16 protein-coding genes are annotated in these 19,456 nt (G+C 74.2%); 8 read left to right on the top strand and 8 right to left on the bottom strand.

Translation table 11 applies throughout. The annotated features are described in order from the left end of the window. On the bottom strand, positions 1–999 hold the full coding sequence (locus J5Y04_RS29870) for an alpha-ketoacid dehydrogenase subunit beta (protein WP_209415513.1): 999 nt from the start codon (positions 997–999) through the stop codon (positions 1–3). Then, positions 996–2,138, bottom strand: coding sequence for a pyruvate dehydrogenase (acetyl-transferring) E1 component subunit alpha (gene pdhA, locus J5Y04_RS29865; RefSeq protein ID WP_209415512.1), 1,143 nt, complete (start codon positions 2,136–2,138; stop codon positions 996–998). Before pdhA ends, J5Y04_RS29870 begins: the two co-directional genes overlap by 4 nt. Positions 2,139–2,287: 149 nt before the next feature. Here pdhA and J5Y04_RS29860 point away from each other — a divergent pair, with 149 nt between their 5' ends. After that, positions 2,288–2,749 carry an Lrp/AsnC family transcriptional regulator gene (locus J5Y04_RS29860; protein ID WP_148643787.1) on the top strand — a complete coding sequence of 154 codons (462 nt, stop codon included), beginning with the start codon at positions 2,288–2,290 and terminating at the stop codon, positions 2,747–2,749. Positions 2,750–2,756: 7 nt separating this feature from the next. Here J5Y04_RS29860 and J5Y04_RS29855 read toward each other — a convergent pair whose 3' ends face one another. Further along, positions 2,757–3,341 (bottom strand): TetR/AcrR family transcriptional regulator, encoded by a 585-nt coding sequence (locus tag J5Y04_RS29855; RefSeq protein WP_148643788.1) that lies wholly within the window; start codon positions 3,339–3,341, stop codon positions 2,757–2,759. Between the two features lie 153 nt (positions 3,342–3,494). On the opposite strand from J5Y04_RS29855, the gene J5Y04_RS29850 reads away from it, so the two are divergent. From J5Y04_RS29850 to J5Y04_RS29840, 3 genes are all read left to right on the top strand, one after another. Then, on the top strand, positions 3,495–4,763 hold the full coding sequence (locus tag J5Y04_RS29850) for a glycosyltransferase family 39 protein (RefSeq protein WP_209415511.1): 1,269 nt from the start codon (positions 3,495–3,497) through the stop codon (positions 4,761–4,763). 182 nt (positions 4,764–4,945) lie between these two features. Beyond that, positions 4,946–6,646: a phenylacetic acid degradation protein PaaN gene (gene paaN / locus J5Y04_RS29845; protein ID WP_209415510.1), complete on the top strand. Its 1,701-nt coding sequence runs from the start codon at positions 4,946–4,948 to the stop codon at positions 6,644–6,646. A gap of 149 nt (positions 6,647–6,795) precedes the next feature. Further along, on the top strand, positions 6,796–8,298 hold the full coding sequence (locus tag J5Y04_RS29840; RefSeq protein ID WP_209415509.1) for an FAD-dependent monooxygenase: 1,503 nt from the start codon (positions 6,796–6,798) through the stop codon (positions 8,296–8,298). 60 nt (positions 8,299–8,358) lie between these two features. On the opposite strand, the gene J5Y04_RS29835 is transcribed toward J5Y04_RS29840, so the two are convergent. Further along, on the bottom strand, positions 8,359–8,925 hold the full coding sequence (locus tag J5Y04_RS29835; protein ID WP_209415508.1) for a CGNR zinc finger domain-containing protein: 567 nt from the start codon (positions 8,923–8,925) through the stop codon (positions 8,359–8,361). Between the two features lie 398 nt (positions 8,926–9,323). On the opposite strand from J5Y04_RS29835, the gene J5Y04_RS29830 reads away from it, so the two are divergent. From J5Y04_RS29830 to J5Y04_RS29815, 4 genes are all read left to right on the top strand, one after another. Then, positions 9,324–11,477: a protease pro-enzyme activation domain-containing protein gene (locus J5Y04_RS29830; RefSeq protein WP_209415507.1), complete on the top strand. Its 2,154-nt coding sequence runs from the start codon at positions 9,324–9,326 to the stop codon at positions 11,475–11,477. Positions 11,478–11,718: 241 nt separating this feature from the next. Further along, entirely contained in the window at positions 11,719–12,783 is a 1,065-nt protein-coding gene (locus tag J5Y04_RS29825) for an XRE family transcriptional regulator (protein ID WP_209415506.1), read from the top strand. 189 nt (positions 12,784–12,972) lie between these two features. Continuing rightward, a complete protein-coding gene (locus J5Y04_RS29820; RefSeq protein ID WP_209415505.1) occupies positions 12,973–13,440 on the top strand; it encodes a VOC family protein in 468 nt (155 codons plus the stop codon). Between the two features lie 49 nt (positions 13,441–13,489). Next, entirely contained in the window at positions 13,490–14,407 is a 918-nt protein-coding gene (locus tag J5Y04_RS29815; RefSeq protein ID WP_209415504.1) for a pyridoxamine 5'-phosphate oxidase family protein, read from the top strand. 32 nt (positions 14,408–14,439) lie between these two features. Here the strand turns inward: J5Y04_RS29815 and J5Y04_RS29810 are convergent, their stop codons facing one another. The 4 genes from J5Y04_RS29810 to J5Y04_RS29795 all read right to left on the bottom strand — a co-directional run bounded on the left by J5Y04_RS29810 (position 14,440) and on the right by J5Y04_RS29795 (position 19,385). After that, entirely contained in the window at positions 14,440–15,195 is a 756-nt protein-coding gene (locus J5Y04_RS29810) for an RNA methyltransferase (protein ID WP_209415503.1), read from the bottom strand. Positions 15,196–15,302: 107 nt separating this feature from the next. Then, on the bottom strand, positions 15,303–17,447 hold the full coding sequence (locus tag J5Y04_RS29805; RefSeq protein WP_209415502.1) for an FUSC family protein: 2,145 nt from the start codon (positions 17,445–17,447) through the stop codon (positions 15,303–15,305). Between the two features lie 10 nt (positions 17,448–17,457). Further along, a complete protein-coding gene (locus J5Y04_RS29800; RefSeq protein WP_209415501.1) occupies positions 17,458–18,729 on the bottom strand; it encodes an HTTM domain-containing protein in 1,272 nt (423 codons plus the stop codon). Continuing rightward, entirely contained in the window at positions 18,726–19,385 is a 660-nt protein-coding gene (locus J5Y04_RS29795) for a DUF5819 family protein (RefSeq protein WP_209415500.1), read from the bottom strand. The genes J5Y04_RS29800 and J5Y04_RS29795 overlap by 4 nt, the downstream gene beginning before the upstream one ends. Between the last annotated feature and the right edge of the window lie 71 nt (positions 19,386–19,456).

Raw genomic sequence — 19,456 nt, 5'->3', positions numbered from 1 at the left:
TCAGTCCTCCCACTGCAGCCGGGCGACCGCGTCCAGGATCCGGTCCACCCCGGGCAGGTGGTGGTGCTCAAGCATGGGCGGCGGGTAGGGGATGTCGAAGCCGGTGACCCGCAGCACCGGGGCGGCCAGGTGGTGGAAGCAGCGCTCGGTGACCCGGGCGGCGATCTCCGCGCCGGTGCCGCCGAAGCCGCTCGCCTCGTGCACCACCACGGCCCGGCCGAGGGAGCGGACCACCCGGCAGACCGTCTCGTCGTCGAACGGCACCAGGGTGCGCAGGTCCAGCACCGCGAGGTCCCAGCCCTCGGCCTTCGCCGCCTCCGCCGCCTCCAGGCAGACCGGCAGCGAGGGCCCGTAGGTGATCAGCACCGCGGACGTCCCGGTGCGCCGCAGCACGGCCCTGCCGATCGGCTCGACCGGCGCCGACGGGTCGAACCCGTCCTTGCCCCAGTAGAGCCGCTTGGGCTCCAGGAAGACCACCGGGTCGTCGGAGGCGATCGAGGCCCGCAGCAGCCCGTACGCGTCGGCCACCGTGGCCGGGGTGACCACGTGCAGGCCGGGGGTGGCGGTGTAGTACGCCTCGGAGGCGTCGCTGTGGTGCTCGACGCCGCCGATCCCGCCGCCGTAGGGGATCCGGACGGTGATCGGCAGCGGGAGCCTGCCGGCCGTGCGGTTGCGCATCTTGGCGACGTGCGAGAAGAGCTGCTCCAGCGCCGGGTAGGCGAAGGCGTCGAACTGCATCTCGACCACCGGGCGCAGCCCGTACATCGCCATGCCGATCGCGGTGCCGAGGATGCCCGCCTCGGCCAGCGGGGTGTCCAGGCAGCGGTCCGGGCCGAACTCGGCGGTCAGCCCGTCGGTGATCCGGAAGACGCCGCCGAGCGCGCCGACGTCCTCGCCGAGCACGTGCACGGCCGGGTCCTCGCGCAGGGAGTCGCGCAGCGCCGCGTTGAGCGCCTGCGCCATGGTGGCGGTGCGCGAGGAGACAGCTGTCTGGTTCATCGGTCGTGCACCTCGGCCTCGGCGGCCAGCTCGGCGGACAACTGGGCGGCCTGCTCGCGCAGTTGCGGGGTGGGCTCGGCGTACACGTGGGCGAACAGGGACATCGGGTCCAGTTCGGCGTCGGCGTGGAACTCGGCCCGCATCCGGGCCGCCAGCGCCTCCGCCTCGTCGGCCGCCTCCTGCACCAGTGCGTCGTCCAGCACGCCGAGGGCGCGCAGGTCGCGCTCCATCAGCAGGATCGGGTCGTGCTCCCGCCAGGCCGCCACCTCGGCGTCGTCCCGGTATCGGGTGGCGTCGTCGGCGTTGGTGTGCGCCTCGGCCCGGTAGGTGAGCGCCTCGACCAGGGTCGGGCCGCCGCCGGTCCGGGCCCGCTCGACCGCCTCGGCGAGCACGCCGTGCACGGCGGGCGCGTCGTTGCCGTCCACCAGCCGGCCCGGCATGCCGTAGCCGACGGCCTTGTGGGCCAGGCTGGGCGCGGCCGACTGCGCGGTGAGCGGGACGGAGATCGCGTACCCGTTGTTCTGCACCAGGAAGACGACGGGGGCCCGGAGCACCGCGGCGAAGTTCAGCGCCTCGTGGAAGTCGCCCTCGCTGGTGCCGCCGTCGCCGAGCAGCGCCAGCGCGACGACCGGGTCGCCGGCGAGCTTGGCGGCGTGCGCCAGCCCGACGGCGTGCGGGGCCTGGGTGGCCAGCGGGGTGCAGAGCGGGGCGGTGCGGGTCGCGCGGGGGTCGTACCCGGTGTGGGCGTTGCCGCGCAGCAGGGTGAGCGCCTCCAGCGGGTCGACCCCGCGGGAGACCACCGCGAGGGTGTCGCGGTAGCTGGGGAACAGCCAGTCGCGCTCGCCGAGCGCCAGCGCGGCGGCGACCTGGCAGGCCTCCTGGCCGGTGGAGGCCGGGTAGACGGCGAGCCGGCCCTGCTTGGTCAGGGTGGTGGCCTGCTGGTTGTAGCGGCGGCCGACCACCAGGCGGCGGTACAGCTCGCGCAGCAGCGCGGGGTCGTACTTCTCCAGCTCGGGAGTACCGAGCACGCGGACCGGTGAGGCGTCCGGGAGCAGCGGCGCCGGGTCGGTGCGCGGGGCGGTCGCCCCGGGCAGCCAGCCGGGCACCGCCGTGCGGTGTCTGTGGTCGAGAACGGTCATCTCGGGGCACCTCCAGGAGTGGCGGGGGCTCCCTACCGATTGTTCGGTCGTCTGTTCATCTTGACCAGAAGCGTGACAAGGTGCTGGACAATCGGCCCGGGCGGCGGTCGACTGGTGGCAGTGCGTCCAATCAGTGAGGGTGGGGGGTCATGTCGGCTGAACAGACGTCCAGACTCGACCGTGTCGACCGGGCGATCCTGCGGCTGTTGCAGCAGGACGGTCGCGCCTCGATCCGCTCGGTGGCCGAGCGGGTGCACGTGTCCCGGGCGAATGCGTACGCCCGGATATCCAGGATGGTCGAGGACGGCGTCATCCGCGGCTTCACCGCCCGGGTCGACCACGAGAAGGCGGGTCAGGGCGCGTCCGCGTACGTCACCCTGAAGATCGTCCAGAACTCCTGGCGGACGGTCCGCGAGCAGCTGCTGGCGCTGCCCGGGGTCGCCCACATCGCACTGGTCGGCGGTGACTTCGACGTGCTGCTCCTGGTGCACACCGCCGACAACCACGCCCTGCGGGAGCTGGTCCTGGGCAGCATCCAGTCCATCCCGCAGGTGCTCGGCACCCGCACGATGCTGGTCTTCGAGGAGACCGACCAGGTCCCCCCGGACTGAGCGGGGCCTACCGCGCCCGCAGCCCGTCGAACGCCAGGTGGACCACCGCGTCGGCGACGCCGTCGGCCGCCTTGAGGCCCGGCCGGTACCACTCCACGATCGAGTTGATCATGCCGAAGAGCAGCCTGGTGGCCAGCCGGGGCTCGACGTCCGCCCGCAGGGCGCCGTCCGCGACGGCCGCCCGCAGCAGCTCGGCGACCTGGTGGTCGAACTCCCGGCGGCGCTCCAGCGCCCACTGCTCGGTGGCCGTGTTGCCGCGCACCCGCAGCAGCAGGGTGACGTACGGCAGCTCCGCCAGCAGCACCTCGGCGGTCCGCCGCACCACGTGCTCCAGCCTCTCCACGGCCGGCCCCGCCACCGCGGCCGGCTCGGCGAGGATGCCGAACAGCCCGTCCAGCGCCCGCCCGACGGCGAGCCGGAGCAGCTCCTCCTTGCCGCGCACGTGGTGGTAGATCGAGGACTTGGAGATGCCCGCCGCCCGCGACAGGTCCTCCATCGAGGTCCCGTCGTATCCGCGCTCGTTGAAGACGTCGACGGTCACCGCGAGCAGCGACTCCACGGTGTAGGCGGTGCGCGTGGTGTGATCGGCCATCCTCCGAGTATCCCCGCCCCCTCCCGGCCGGGTGCGCCCGGGTCGGCCGGTACCGGGCGGCGGTGACGCCGCACCGGGTTGGTCCACACCAACCGGACGGCCGCACACTCTAGAATTCGGCGGACGATCGTCCAAGGCCAGCAGGGTGGGAGCATGAGCGCAATACCGGCAGTCGCCTCCGACGTGCCCGAGCAGCGCAGCGACGAACCGGGAACCGGGGCGGCGGCCGGCTGGCGCGGGCGGGTCCGCGCCCTCGTCATCCGGTTCGGGCCGGCCGTCTGGTGCTACGCGGTCCTCAAGCTGCTCGGCTTCACCGTCTTCATGAAGCTGCTCTCCTTCTCCGGCGACTACCTCAAGAAGCACCCCCGCTTCGGCGGGGGCGCCAACCCGTGGGACGTGCTGGCCAGCTGGGACGGCTGGTGGTACCAGCAGATCGCCGAGAACGGCTACCACCCGGCGCTGATCCCGGTCCCCAACGGCCTCCCCGGCTTCACCATCGAGCAGAACTCGGCCGCCTTCTTCCCGCTCTACCCCGGCCTGATGCGGCTGGTCTCGGACACCACCGGGCTCGGCCTGTACGGCGCCGGGATGCTGGTCTCGGTGGTGGCCTCGCTGTTCGCCGCCGTCGGCATCTACGCCGTGGTGGACCGGATGGCGGGGCAGCGGGCCGGTGTGATCGCGGCCGGGCTCTGGGCGATCGCCCCGGGCTCGGGCGCCGAGTGGGCCGTCTACTCCGACTCGCTCTTCGTCGCGCTGGCCGCCTGGGCCTGCTACTGCGTGATGAGCAGGCAGTGGGTCGCGGCAGGCCTGATCGCCCTGGTCGCGGGGCTCAACCGGCCGACCGCGGCGGCCCTGATCGGCGCCGTCGGCCTGGCCGCGCTGGTGGAGCTGTTCCGGCGGGAGAGCGGCGTCGTCCGCCCGCTGGCCGCGATGCTGCTGGCCCCGGTCGGGCTGCTCGGCTACGTCGGCTGGGTCGGCTGGCGGGTGGACGACTGGGGCGGCTACTTCAAGCTCCAGCACGACGCCTGGCTGCACTACTTCGACTTCGGCCAGGGCACCTTCTACGCGATCCGCGGCGTGCTGCTGGGCCGGACGGACTACCCGTTCGCCTGGCCGACGACCGACCTGCTGGCCACCCTGATCGTGCTCACCCTGCCGGTGCTGATCGTGCTGCTGGTCCGGCTCCGCCCGCCGCTGGTGCTGACCGCCTACACCCTGGCCACCATCGTCTCGGTGCTCGGCAGCCTGGGCATCTTCGGCAACACCTCGCGCTACCTGCTGCCGGCGTTCCCGCTGCTCATCGCGCTGGCGGTGGCGATGCGCAAGCTCAGCTGGCCGGTGCTGGCCGCGGTGCTCGGCACCGGCGCGCTGGCCTCCGGCTGGTACGGCGGGTACGTGATCTTCGAGCTGGGCATCCCGTAGGCCGCGGCCGAACGACTCCTGCGGGGGCGCGTCCACTCCGGACGCGCCCCCGTCCGTTTCCCCGACTCCGGCCCCGGCCCCGGAAGCCGTCCGGAACTCCGGTCGGGCATACCCTCTTGAGCCGACCGATCGTTCGGTTACTCTGTGACGTGTCCCGTCCTCCCCTCTGAGGAGCGCACACCATGTCCGCAGCGGTCACCCACCCCCTCGTCGCCGAGCTGGTCGAACGCCACCAGGCCACCCTGGACGCCGCGCTCGCCGCCGCCGCGAAGCGCGACTACTGGTCGCCCTACCCCGAGTTCCCGAAGGCGTACGGCGAGAGCGGCGCCGCGGACGGCAAGGCCGCCTTCGAGGCCCTGCTGAACAAGCCGTTCGCCCTCGACGGCCACCCCGCCGACGGTGACCTGGTCGGCGGCGAGGCCTCCCCGTACGGCGTCGAGCTGGGCATCGGCTACCCGCACGCCGAGCCGGACGCGCTGATCGCCGCGCTGACCGCCGCCCGGCCCGGCTGGGCCGCCGCCACCCCGCTCGACCGCGCCGCCGTCTGCCTGGAGATCCTGGGCCGGATCAACGCCCGCTCGCACGAGTTCGCGCACGCGGTGATGCACACCACCGGCCAGGCGTACGGCATGGCCTTCCAGGCCGGCGGCCCGCACGCCCAGGACCGCGGCCTGGAAGCCGTCGCCTACGCGTACGCCGAGCAGACCCGGCTGCCGCGGCAGGCCGGCTGGACCAAGCCCCAGGGCAAGCGCGACCCGCTGGTGATGACCAAGGACTTCACCGTCGTCCCGCGCGGCCTCGCGCTGCTGATCGGCTGCAACACCTTCCCCACCTGGAACGGCTTCCCGGGCCTGTTCGCCTCGCTGGCCACCGGCAACCCGGTGCTGGTCAAGCCGCACCCGCGCGCCATGCTGCCGCTCGCCCTCACCGTCGCGATCGCCCGCGAGGTGCTCGCCGAGGCCGGCTTCGACCCCAACCTGGTCTGCCTGGCCGCCGAGCACGAGGGCGGCACCGTCGCCCAGACGCTCGCCGTGCGCCCCGAGATCAAGCTGATCGACTACACCGGCTCCACCGCCTTCGGCGACTGGCTGGAGGAGCACGCCCGGCAGGCCGAGGTCTACACCGAGAAGGCCGGCGTCAACACCGTCGTCATCGACTCCACCGACGACTACAAGGGCATGCTGGGCAACCTGGCCTTCTCGCTCTCGCTGTACAGCGGCCAGATGTGCACCACCCCGCAGAACCTGCTGATCCCGCGCACCGGCGTCGACACCGACCAGGGCACCAAGTCCTACGACGAGGTGGTGACCGACCTCGCCGCCGCGATCGAGGGCCTGCTCTCCGACGACGCCCGCGCCGCCGCCCTGCTCGGCGCCGTGGTCAACCCCGGCGTGCTCCAGCGCACGGTGGCCGCCGCCGGCGGCGAGTACGGCGAACTCGCGCTCGCCCCGCGCGTGGTGACCTCGCCCGAGTTCCCCGCCGCGACCGTCCGCACCCCCGCGCTGGTCAAGCTGGACGCCGACAAGCCGGACGACCGGGCGGTCTTCCGCAGCGAGTGCTTCGGCCCGGTCTCCTTCGCCGTCGCGGTCGAATCCACCGCCGCCGCGGTCGAGTTGCTCCGCGACACGGTCCGCACCCAGGGCGCGATGACCGCCTCCGGCTACACCACCTCGCCCGAGGTCGAGACCGCCCTGGTCGAGGCCGCCCTCGACTCCGGCGTCTCGCTCTCGCTCAACCTCACCGGCGGCGTCTTCGCGAACCAGACCGCCGCCTTCTCCGACCTGCACGGCACCGGCGCCAACCCGGCCGCCAACTCCGCGTACTGCGACGGCGCGTTCGTCGCCAACCGGTTCCGCACCGTCGAGGTCCGCCGCCACGCCTGAGGCACCGGGCCCACGGGCCCGGCTCCGGGCCCCGGCGGCACGACGCCGGGGCCCGGAGATTCACAGCCCCGCCCCGGGCGGCGATGATGGAGGCCGGAAGAACGCCGAGATCGGCGTCCAACCTCCGTCCGACCACCGGGAGCTGACACATGACCACCAAGCAGACCGTCACCGACGTCCTGATCGTCGGCGCCGGACCGACCGGGCTGCTGCTGGCCGGAGACCTGGCCGCCGCCGGGATCCGGGTCACCGTCCTGGAGAAGCGCGGCGCCGAGTCCAACCTCACCCGGGCCTTCGCCGTGCACGCCCGCACCCTCGAAATGCTGGACGCCCGCGGCCTGGCCGACGAGCTCATCGCCACCGGCGTCCCGCTCGGCTCGCTGCGGCTCTTCAACAAGCTCCGGATCGACCTCGGCAGCCTGCCGACCCGGTTCCCGTTCGTCCTGATCACCCCGCAGTCGAACACCGAACGCCTGCTCCAGGAGCGCGCGGTCAAGGCCGGCGCGACCATCCTGCGCGGCGCCGAGGTCACCGGGCTGCGCCAGGACGCCGAGGGCGTGACGATCGAGACCGTGGAGGACGGCGCCACCGCCACCCACCGGGCCCGCTACGCGGTCGGCACCGACGGCGTCCACTCCACCGTCCGCGACCTGCTCGGCATCCCCTTCCCCGGCGAGTCCGTGGTCAACTCCGTGGTGCTGGCCGACGTCCGGCTGGAGCGCGCCCCCGACGAGGTGGTCACCGTCGGCGCCACCGACGACGGCTTCGCCTTCCTCGCGCCGTTCGGCGACGGCTGGTACCGGGTGATCGCCTGGGACCGGCACGACCGGCACCCCGACGGCACCCCGCCGCCGCTGGAGCGGATCGCCGAGATCACCCGCAACACCATCGGCGAGGACTACGGCCTGCACGACGCCCGGTGGAGCTCCACCTTCCACAGCGACGAGCGGCAGGCCCCCAACTACCGCTCCGGCCGGGTCTTCCTGGCCGGCGACGCCGCGCACTGCCACTCCCCGGCCGGCGGCCAGGGCATGAACACCGGCCTCCAGGACGCCGCCAACCTCTCCTGGAAGCTCGCCGCCGCCCTCCGGGGCCGGGCCACCGACGCCCTGCTCGACACCTACCAGACCGAGCGGCACCCGGTCGGGAAGACGGTGCTGCGCAGCTCCGGTGCGCTGGTCCGGCTCGCCCTCGCCCACTCGGCGCCCACCCGGGCCCTGCGCGGCGCCCTCACCACCGTCGCCGAGCACCTCGACGTGGTCACCGAGCGCGGCGCGAAGATCATCTCCGGCATCGGCATCCGGTACAGCGCCCCCAAGGACGCCCACCCGCTGGTCGGCCGGCGCGTCCCGGACCTTCGGCTCACCGGCCTGGAGCAGCCCCGCGAGGACGGGCCCGCCGCGCCCGAGCGGCTCTACGAGGCGCTGCGCGCAGGGAAGTTCGTACTGGTCAGCAATGACGAGCTGTCCGCCGCCGACCCGTGGGCGGACCGCGTGGTCACCGCCGCCCCGGCCGATCCGCACGGCAAGCTGCGCGACACCGTCCTGCTGATCCGCCCCGACGGCTACGCCGCCTGGGCCGCCGTCGACCCGGGCCTCGGCGAGCTCCGCGCCGCCCTCGCCGAGTGGCTCGGCGCCCCCGCCGACGCCTGACGTCCGGCCCGCGGGCGCGGGGCCCGGCCCCTCATGGGGCGGCCCTGCGCCCGCACCGGCTCAGGCCTTCGCCTTCTCGTAGTGCCGCGCCGCCTTGGCCCGGTTCCCGCACACCGCCATCGAGCACCACCGCCGCCGCCCGTTCTGCGACGTGTCGAAGAAGTGCAGGATGCAGGCCTCGTGCGCGCACCTCTTGATTCGGTGCGCCCCCTGGCCGAGCAGGCCGAGCAGGTCGTCCGCCGCCAGCCAGGCCGCCAGCCACTGCGGCCGGTCCACCTCGACCTGCTCGGTCGGCCCCTGCGGACCGAGCTCCCGCCGCAGCCGCCCGTGCCGCAGTACCTCGTTCAGCCCGGCCACCGCCACCGCCCCGGGCGCACCGTGCTCGTCGAGGTCCCGGACGACCGCCGCCAGCGCGTCCCGCGCCTCCAGCAGGGGGCCGAGCCCGGAGTCGTCGGCCCCGCAGCGCCCGGCCAGCCCGGCGGAGGAGAGCCAGATCCCGTAGCCGTCGGGTCCGGCCAGCAGGTCGTTGACCGGTGTGCCCGCCCATCGGGTGTTCAGCAGGTCCAGCGAGAGCGGTTCGCCGAGCAGCGGGCGCGGGTCCCGCGGGTCTGCTTTCCGGTCCGTCATCGGTTCTCCCTCGGTCGCGCCCGGTACCCGATTCTACGTCCGGCCCGGTCTGTCCCGAATTCGCCCGGAAGGGGCCGGACCACCCCGGCCCGAGTTCCGGCCGGGCATACGGCCGGGCATCCCGCCGGGCATACAGCCGGGCACACGGCCGGGTACGCGATCCGGCATGCAGTCAGGTATGCAGTCAGGATTTGCCCTCAGGTTTGCGGCCGGAATTCCGGCCTTTAACTGTATGGAGCAGCCTCCATTCGGTTCTCCACAGTTGACTGTTTTTTAGCAACGGATTGCTTGACCATGAGCCAATTACCGGACTCCTTCTGACATGTTCTAGCCAGCGTCTCACCCCAGCGACGCTCTGGCCCCTGCCGGCCCCCACACGCCGGCCAGAGGAGGATTCCGTGCGCCCCCGCTCCCTTGCCCTTGCCGCGGCCCTTGCCGTCCTGCCGCTGACCGCCGTCTCGCTCGGCGTCACCGCCGCCCAGGCGGCCCCGACCCCCAACGCCGCCGCGCCCCGCGTCTCGCTGCCGAACACCGTGACCCCCGCGGTGGCCCACTCCGAGAAGAAGGGCGACGTCCCCGCCGACCAGCAGCTCTCCGTGGCGGTCAGCCTCAAGCTGCGCAACACGGCCGAGCTGGACCGCTTCCTCACCGCGGTCGCCACCCCCGGCACCCCGGAGTACGGCCGCTACCTGACGCCGCAGCAGTTCACCGAGCGCTTCGGCCCGACCCAGGCGGGCGTCGAGCAGGTCAAGGCGTACCTCGCCGCCCAGGGCCTGACCGTCGGGAGCGTCAGCGACAACCGCCAGGTGGTCAACGCGCACGGCACCGCCGAGCAGATCGCCAAGGCGTTCGGCACCCACGAGAGCGCCTACGTCGACCCGCAGCAGCAGCGCACCTTCTTCGCCAACGACGCCGCCGCGTCCGTCCCGGCGGACCTGGCCGACGTGGTGCAGGGCATATCCGGCCTGAACAACCACACCGTCCGGACCACCCGGAACGTGAAGCCGAGCACCGCGCCGAACGCGACCACCGCCGCCCCGAGCGGCTTCGGCCCGGGCCAGTACAACGGCGCCTACAACCTCGACAAGACCGGCGCCGACGGCACCGGGGTCACCGTCGCCCTCTGGGAGTTCGACGGCTACAGCTCCACCAACCTGAAGACGTACGACTCGCAGTACGGCCTGACCGGCCCGGCCGTCTCCACCGTCTCGGTCGACGGCGCCAACTACGACGCCAAGCCGGGCGAGGGCCAGGGCGAGGTCGAGCTGGACAGCGAGATCGTCCGCGGTGTCGCCCCCAAGGCGACCCAGCTGGTCTACGAGGCCCCCAACAGCGACCAGGGCGAGATCGACATGGCCGCCCAGATCGTCGCCGACAACCGGGTCTCGGTCATCTCCATCTCGTGGGGCTCCTGCGAGCCCGACACCACCGCCTCCTCGATGACGGCGGTCGACAACTCCTTCAAGCAGGCCGCCGCCCAGGGCATCTCGATCTTCTCGGCCTCCGGCGACGACGGCTCCCGCGACTGCACCCGCTCCACCAGCGGCTCCACCGTCAAGGCGGTCGACTTCCCGGCGTCCAGCCCGCACCAGACCGGCGTCGGCGGCACCAACCTCAAGGTCTCCGGCAACGCCTACTCCTCGGAGAGCGCCTGGAGCACCGCCGGCGGCGGCGTCTCCACCGTCTTCGCCAAGCCGAGCTGGCAGACCGGCACCGGCGTGAGCGGCACCATGCGCACCGTCCCGGACGTCTCCTCCAACGCCGACCCGGCCAGCGGCTTCGCGATCTACACCACCGGCGGCTGGCAGGTCTACGGCGGCACCAGCGCCGCCGCACCGCTCTGGTCCGGCTACGCCGCCCAGTTCAACCAGAAGGCCAAGGCCGCCGGGCAGCCGGCCCTCGGCGAGGCGAGCCCGAAGCTGTACGCGGTCGCCAACAGCAGCAGCTACGGCACGACGTTCCACGACGTCACCACCGGCAAGAACCAGGACTTCTCCACCAAGGCCGGGTACGACCAGGTCACCGGCTGGGGCAGCCCGATCGCGGACGCCCTGAACACCGCGCTGCTCGGCGGCACCACCCCGCCGCCGTCCGGCGGCTGCACCCCGGCCCAGCTGATCGGCAACGGCGGCTTCGAGACCGGCACCGCCGCGCCGTGGACGGCGTCCAGCGGCGTGGTCGACAACAGCACCGGTGAGGCCGCGCACGGCGGCTCCTGGAAGGCCTGGATGGACGGCTACGGCAGCGCCCACACCGACACCCTGTCGCAGACCGTCTCGATCCCGGCCGGCTGCAAGGCCACCCTCTCGTTCTGGGTGCACGTCGACACCGCCGAGACCGGCAGCACCGCGTACGACAAGCTGACCGTCCAGGCCGGCTCGACCACGCTGACCACCCTGTCGAACGCCAACGCGGCCACCGGCTTCGTCCAGAAGTCCTTCGACCTCTCGGCCTTCGCCGGCCAGACGGTGACGGTCAAGTTCACCGGCACCGAGGACTCCTCGCTGAAGACCAGCTTCGTGATCGACGACGCCGCGCTCAACGTCTCCTGACCACCCCACCCCCACCCCGCCGGGGCGGTCCCGCAGAGGGACCGCCCCGGCGGCGTGTTTCCACAGTGTTTCCGGATCGCTAACCCTGTGGTCGAACACTCGTGACTACTGTCATACGCACGACTGATGACGTAGCCTCTCGACCGTGCATAGGGTTCCCCACAGCTCGGTGAAGCCGCTGACGGCGCGCCTCGGCGCCGGACCGGTTGCGCCGAACCCGCCTGCTGGGGAAGGTAACCGAATGGGCTCGCAAAACCCCCAGGACGCCCGGCTGCGGCTGGTCGGCCCGCGCCCCGGTGCGCCCGCACCCGCCGCCGCGCCGGTCCCGCCCGCTGCTCCGGTCCCGCCCGCCGCTCCGGCACCCGTCCCGGCACCCGCCGCAGCAGCAGCCGCCGCCGGCCGCCCCGCGCCGGCCGGGGGCTTCGCCGACGCCCTGAACCTGGCGATCGAGGCCAGCGGCCTGAGCCTGGACCGGATCCGCGCCGCCCTCGCCCAACGTGGAGTCAGGGTCAGCGTCACCACCCTGAGTTACTGGCGCCGCGGCCGCAGCCAGCCCGAACGGGCCAGCTCGCTGCGCGCCGTCCTCCTGCTGGAGGAGCTGCTCGGCCTGCCGCACTCCACCCTGTCCGCGCTGCTCGGCCCGCCCCGCCCGCGCGGCCGCTGGGCCGCCGCCGCCACCACCGCACACCTGCGGCTGGAGGACATCTGGCCGGGCGAGCAGAAGATCGCGGACGTGTTCGCCGAGCTGGACGCCCCGCCGGCCGGCGAGCTGGAGCGGCTCTCCATCCACGACTCGTACTACGTGGACTCCGAGCGGCGCGGCAACCTGCTGCGGATGCGCCAGGTCGTCCGCGCCACCGTCGGCGGGGTGGCCCGCTGCCTGGTCGTGCACATGGCCGACGAGGAGGCCTCCGGCTGCCCGGAGATCACCGCGGTCCGGCACGGCCGGCTCGGCCGGGTCCGCCGCCGCCCGGAGGCCGGGCTGGTGGTCGGCGAGATCATGCTGGACCGCCCGCTCGCGCTCGGTGACAGCACGGTCTTCGAGTACGAGGTGGAGATCCCGTCGGGCGGTGCCCCGACCATGGAGTACAGCCGCCGCTTCGCGGTCCCGGTCCGCGAGTACGTGCTGCAGGTGCACTTCGACCCGGCGGCCGTGCCCGCCCACTGCGAGCGTTACGACCGCGCCCCGGGCGCGGAGGTCGACCGCCGCCGTGAGCAGCTCTGGATCGGCGCCTCGGCCAGTGCCCACGTGCTCGCCCCCGACCAGCAGCCCGGCCTCGTCGGCATCCGCTGGGAGTGGGAGTAGTCCCGACCGCGCCCCCAGCGCCCGTGCGACGCCGGGTCCGCGGCCCTTCTTGTCATGTTAGCGACACTTCACCCCTAACCCCTTCGTGCCCGCATATCGGTTGACGCCCTCATTATCTAACCCCTAACCTCAATGGAGACGGTTAGATCCCGGCGTCCGCAGACGTCCGAGCCACGGGAGTGATCAGGCATGTCCAGCACCATCACCAGCACCCTGCAGACCGGCCACGTGGGCCTGAACGTGACCGACCTCGACCGCTCGGTGGCCTTCTACCGGCGCGCCCTCGGCCTGGAGCTGGTCAACGAGGGCACCGACCCGGACCGCCGCTTCGCCTTCCTGGGCCGCGACGGCCGGCTGCTGATCACGCTCTGGCAGCAGAGCACCGGTACCTTCGCCGGCTCCGCGCCCGGCCTGCACCACCTCTCCTTCCAGGTCGACTCGCTGGACGAGGTCCGCGCCGCCGAGCAGGTGCTGCGCGAGCTGGGCGCCGAGTTCGCGTACGAGGGCGTCGTTCCGCACCGCGAGGGCTCGGCCTCCGGCGGGATCTTCTTCACCGACCCGGACGGCATCCGACTGGAGGTCTACACCCCCAAGGGCGTGGACGAGACCGAGGCCACCGCCCCCACCGAGTCCGCCCCGACCTGCGGTTTCTTCTAGAACCCGGCCCGACCCGGGCCACTCACCCCGCCAGCACAGGAGGCACGCCATGACCGGCAGCACGCCGTACCACCCGGGCGAGCGCGCGGTGCAGGCCCGGGCCGGCCGCAGCGACCGGGCCGACCACTCGGGCCGTGCGATCGGCGGCACCATCCCCGCCGTGGCCGCCCGGTTCCTGGCCGAGCGGCGGATCCTGGTGGTGGGCGCCGCCGACGCCGACGGCAGGCTGTGGGCCACCCAGCTCACCGGCGAGCCCGGCTTCCTCCGGGCCCCCGACGAGCGGACCCTCGCGGTGGCGGCCCGCCCGGCCGGGGACGACCCGCTGGCCGCCGTCCTGGCCGGGCCGGCCGAGGTCGGCACCATCGCACTGGACCCGGCCGGCCGGCGCCGGATGCGGCTCAACGGCCGCTCCGCACCGGACGGCCGGGGCGGCCTGGTGATCGCCGCCGACCAGGTGTACGCCAACTGCCCGAAGTACATCCAGCGCCGCAGCCCGCTGGTGCGGCCGGCCGCGGGCACCCCGCACGCGGTGGCCTCCGGACCGGCCCTCTCCACCGCCCAGCAGCTGGCGGTGGCCACCGCCGACACCTTCTTCGTCGCCACGGCCGGCCCGGACGGAAGGGTCGACGCCTCTCACCGGGGCGGCAACCCCGGCTTCCTCCGGGTGCTCGGACCGGACCGGCTCAGCTGGCCCGAGTACGCCGGCAACAGCATGTTCATGACCCTCGGCAACCTGGAGCTCGACCCGCGCGCCGGGCTGCTACTGCCGGACTTCGAGACCGGAGGGGCGCTGCTGATCACCGGCGAGGCCCGGACCGACTGGTCCGAGCAGGCCGCGGCCGGCCTGCCGGGCGCCGAGCGGGTGGTCGACCTCACCGTCACCGGCGTCCTCGAACTGGCCGACGCCACTCCGCTGACCTGGACCGACCCCGAGTACTCGCCCGCCAACCCGCCCGCCGCCGCCTGACCCGGCGTCCGGCCCGCCGCAGCGGCGGCAGGTCACCGCGGCGGGCGTCCCGACATCCAGTGGAAGAGCCCCATCGCGACGCTGGTCGCCAGGTTGAAGCTGGAGACCCCGGGCTGCATCGGCACCGCGACCAGCCGGTCGGCGCGCGCCTTCAGCTCGTCCGAGACCCCGTGGCGCTCGGTGCCGAAGGCGAGCAGCGCGTCGTCCGGGAAGGCCACCGTCCGCACGTCCGCCCCCTCCGGGTCCAGGACGTAGAGCGGGCCGTCCGGGAGCTCCGGCAGCGCCAGCCGCTCGACGGCGGTGGCGAAGTGCAGGCCGGCGCTGCCCCGGACCACGGTCGGGTGCCAGGGGTCCAGGTCGCCGGTGGTCACCACGCCGGTGGCCCCGAAGCCGGCCGCCAGCCGGATCACCGCGCCGACGTTGCCCAGGTTGCGCGGGTTCTCCAGCAGCACGACCGGCGCCGTCCGGGGCTGCCGGGCGAGCGCGGCCAGGTTGGAGCCGGTGGTGGGCCGGGCGGCCAGCGCGATCACGCCGGTCGGGTGCAGCCGCGGGACCAGCGCCCGCAGCTCCGCCTCCGGCAGCTCGGCCGCCAGGCCGTCCAGGGCGGGCACCACGTCCGCGGCCAGCTCGGCGGCGAGCGCCAGCAGAGCCGCCCGGTCGGCGGTGAGCACCTGCCGGACGTCCCCGCCGAAGCGCAGCGCGTGCTTCAGCGCGTGGAAGCCGTCCAGCAGCACCGTCCCGGGCGCCCCGGCGCCCTCCCGCCAGGCCCGCACCAGCTCGTCGTTCATGCCGCTCACTCTGCCACCCCGCCCCGGGGGCGCCCGCACGCCCCCGGGCGGGCCGCCCGACGGACCACCTGCCGGGCCGCCCGACGGACCACCTGACGGCTCGCCGCCTAACGCGCCGTCGACTCCTGCCCGTACTGCGTCGGCGTGGCGGTCCCGCCCCCGCGCAGCGCCCGTTCCAGGTCCCTCAGTGCCTGGAGCAGCAGCCGGGCGCTGGAGCGCACGACGTCCCGCTGCACACTCGCCGGCGCCGCCGCGAGCCGCTCCTCCAGCCGGACGTGCGCCTCCCGCACCGCGCCGAACTCCACCGGCCGGTCGGTGAGCAGCGCGGCCGCCGCCAGCGCGGTGGCCAGCCGCAGCTCCTCCGCGAACTCGGCCGTCCCGGGCACCGGTTCGGCGTCGGCGACCGGCAGGTGGGCCTCCAGCAGCACGGCGACCCGCCCGAGGTGGCCGACCGCGGCGCGGGCCCGGTCGAGCTGGCGGCGGCTCACCCCGGGCAGCCCGGAGGCGTGCCGGCCGGGTTCGGCGTCGGCCCGCTGCATCGCCTGGAGCAGCTCGGAGCGGGCCTCCCGGGAGTCCAGCAGCGCCGCGCGGACCTCCCGCCCGCGCGGCGCCGCCGGGTGCTCGTAGACGTCGAGCACGGCGGCCGCGTAACGCCCGGCGGCGGCCAGCCACTCGGCCAGCCGCTCGCCGAGCCGGGCGGTCTGCCAGGTCGGGAAGAGCGCGTAGACGAGCAGCGCGACCGACCCGCCGAGCAGCGTCAGCCCGACCCGCTCCACGGCGGTGACCAGCGGGTTCCCGGCCTGCAACCCGAGCAGGAAGACCACGTACGAGGAGACGCCGACCGTCATCAGCGCATAGCCGGTGCGCAGCGTCAGGTAGGCGACGCCGATGCAGAGCACCGCGAGCGCGGCCAGCACGCACTCGCCGGGGTGGGCGAGCTGCACCACCAGGGTGGAGACGGCGACGCCGACCGTCGTCCCGGCCAGCCGGGCCACGCCCCGGCTGTAGGTCTGCGCGAAGTCGGGCCGCATCACCATGGCGGCGGTCATCGGCGCCCAGTAGCCGTGCTCGAAGCCGGCCAGCCGGGCCAGCAGGTAGGCGAGGGTGACCACCGCGGTGAGCCGGACGGCGTGCTGGAAGACGGCCGAGCGCGGCTGGAGCTGGCGGCTCAGCGCGCGGGCGGCGACCGGCAGCATCCGGAAGAGCGGCGGCTTGCGCAGCGCCCCACCGGTCCCGACCACGGGGGTGCTGATGGTGTCCTCGTCGCCGCGTTCCAGGGTGTCGGCGGCCTTGCGGAGCAGACCGGCCAGCCGTCGGGCGGCCCGGCGGGCGGCGCCCCGGAGCTCCGGGCCCTCGACCGGGACGGCCAGCGTGAGCGCGGGCGCCGAGCGCGGCAGTTGCAGCGGATCGCCGGTGCGGACGGCCTTGGCCAGGGCGTCCATCGCCTCGGCCGCGGCGGCCAGGACGGCCCGCGCCCGGTCGCGTTCGGGGCCCTCCTCGGGGGCGCCCACCTTGGGGTCGGCGAGTGCGGCGAGGGTGGGGCGGATCCGTTCGGCGACGCCGCGCAGGCCGCGCATCTCGGGCGGCCGGTGGCGGTCCTGCCAGGGGGTCAGCGCGGCCGCGCGCCGGGCCGTCATGAACGGCGCCGGGTCGACGTGCGCGGTCGGGTCCTGGCGCAGCCGGCGGGCGTAGTCGGCGAGTTCGGCGTAGGTGTCGGCCAGCGCCTCGCGCTGGACGGTCCAGCTGCCGATCGGCCAGAGCGTGATGACGGCCGCCTGGGCGAGGCCGCCGAGCGAGCAGACCAGCCCGTGGCCGAACGCGGCGAGCGCGCTGACCGGCAGCTGGACCACGACCAGCATCACCGCCAGGGTGTTGGCCGCGACCACCCCGGCGGTCGGCCCGACCGCCCAGGCCAGGCCGGCGCCGAAGGCCCAGAGGGCGAGCAGCGCGGGGAACGCCCCGGGCACCCCGGCGGCCAGGTAGCCGAGGAAGGTGCTGGTGCCGAGCCCGATCCCGGCCGCGACGGCGAGTGAGGCCCGGGGCCGGAAGCTGCGCTGGAAGGTGGCCGTCCCGGCGATGAAGGCGCCCATCGCGGCCGAGGTGGCGAGCCGTGGCCCGCCCACCGCCAGGGTCGGGAAGAGCACCAGGGCGACGGCGACGGCGCCGCGGGCCGCCCGTTTGGGGTCGGTGAGCGCCCGGTCGAGCGTCAGTCCGGTCCGCGCGGTGTCTCGGAGTGCGGCGAACCAGGACATAACGGTCAGCTTAGGGGAGGGGCTCCCGAGGGGACCGCAAGCCCCGGATCCACGCGGCCACGCCCCCGGCCCGTGCCCCCGCGCCCGCGACCCGCGCGGCCGCCCAGACCAGCGCCGCCGTCGGCAGGAAGACCGCGTCCGCCGCGACCATGGCCAGCGAGAACACCGGCAGCCCGAGCAGCACCGCGATCCCCAGGTGCTCGGCCATCATCACCACCAGCAGGACGTTCTTGACCCTCCGGCTGACCAGCGTGAACGGGAACGCGACCTGGAGGATCACCGTCCCGTACGAGATCAGGAAGACCGGCAGCAGGGCCGAGGCGACCAGCCCGGAGAGCCACGGCCAGGGGGTGAAGTAGTCCAGGTGCAGCGGGTAGTAGAGCGCGGTGCCGTCCTGCCAGCGCGAGCCCTGCACCTTGTACCAGCCGGCGGTGGCGTAGATCAGCACCACCTCGGCGGCGATCACCAGCATCGCGCAGTTGTGCACCATGGTCGCCAGCGCGTCCAGCACCGCCCGCGGCTCGCCGTCCGGCCGCAGCCGACCGAGCGCCCACCAGAGCCCGGCCACCGCCCAGAGGCCCCAGAACACCGGCGACCAGCCGGCGTACGGGAAGGTGTCGGCCGTCCAGGTCAGGCCCGCCCCGGCGAAGCCGCCCAGCTGGCAGACCAGCAGGACCGCGCCGAGCAGCGTCCAGAGCACCACCCCGGTCCGGCCGGGCGCGCGGCGCCGGGCGTCCAGCGACCAGACCTCGGCGCAGCGGGTGAAGACCAGGTAGACCGCCATCAGGTGGACCACGTTGTCGCCGCCGTCGCCGAGGAAGACGTTGCGGTTCTGCAGCGACAGCACGGTGACCATGAACAGCACGCTGCTCGCCCTGGTCCGCCAGCCGAGCACCACCGCGACGGCGGCCAGCACCGCCAGGTGGTAGACCAGCTCGAACCAGAGCCGCCCGCCGAACCAGGGCAGCACCGTCAGCGCGCCGTTGTCGGCGAGCAGCCGCTCGGCCAGGTCGAGCGACCAGGGCGAGGTGTCGCCGTACAGCAGCCGGCGGTTGGGCCACTCGCGGAGCAGGTGGGCCAGCCAGACCAGGCCGAAGCCGATCCGCACCGCCGCCGCCTGGTGGCGCCCGAGCACCTGGCCGGTGAACGCGCCGAAGGCACGCGCGCACAGCTCCCCGACACCGGGGCCGGAGCCCGGTGCGGGCGCCGCCGGGGCGGGCGCGGGCTCGGGCTGCGCGGGTACCTCGGCCGGCAGCAGTTCGTCCGGCGCCGTCCCGTTCACCCGAGCCCCCGGTAGTCCTCGTCGTTGACCGGCCACCACGGCAGCTCCCGGACCTTCGGCGCGGGCGGCGCGGCCTCCCCGCTCCAGCCCGGCGGTGGCACGGTCGCGGCCGTCACCCGGAACTCGATCTCCATGATCCGCTCGCCGTCGCAAGCGCGGCCGAACCGCTGCAGCGCGATCCGCTTGAGGTACTCCTCGGCGAGCTTGCCGCGCGGGTTGGTCAGGGAGTCGTCCTGCGCGCTGTGCGAGCCCTCGTAGAAGTCCCAGGCCCGGCGCAGCAGGTTCTGGTCGGCGTGGCTGGGCGCCGGGTTGCCGCGGATCGCGGCGATGTCCCGGGCGGTCAGCCCGACCCAGTCGTGGGTCCGGGTGGCGCCGCCGTCCACGACGGTACGGACCCTGGCGTCCAGGCTGACGTTCTGCTGGAGCGGGTTGGGCGCGAACAGCTTCCAGTTCTGCTCGAACTCCGGGTACACCACGCCGTCGACCTGCTCCCGGTACTCGCGGGAGAGCGAGTTGGCCGGGGCGACGTGCAGGAACACCGCCGCGAGGAAGAGCCCGGTGCCCGTGACCAGCACCGCGGCGGCCGTGACGAGCACGGCCAGCGCCGGCGTCGACCAGGCCCTGCCACCGGACGGGGCCTGCGCACCCTCGGCCATGCACCCTCCCCAGCCGTCGGCCGGGAGGTGTCCCCACCCGGACGGGCGCCGCCGGTCCCGTCCCGGGTCGG

Source organism: Kitasatospora sp. RG8, from assembly GCF_017813315.1.
Lineage (GTDB): Bacteria > Actinomycetota > Actinomycetes > Streptomycetales > Streptomycetaceae > Kitasatospora.
Note: the sequence above shows the minus strand (reverse complement) of the source record. Positions and strands in the feature narration are given on the sequence as shown.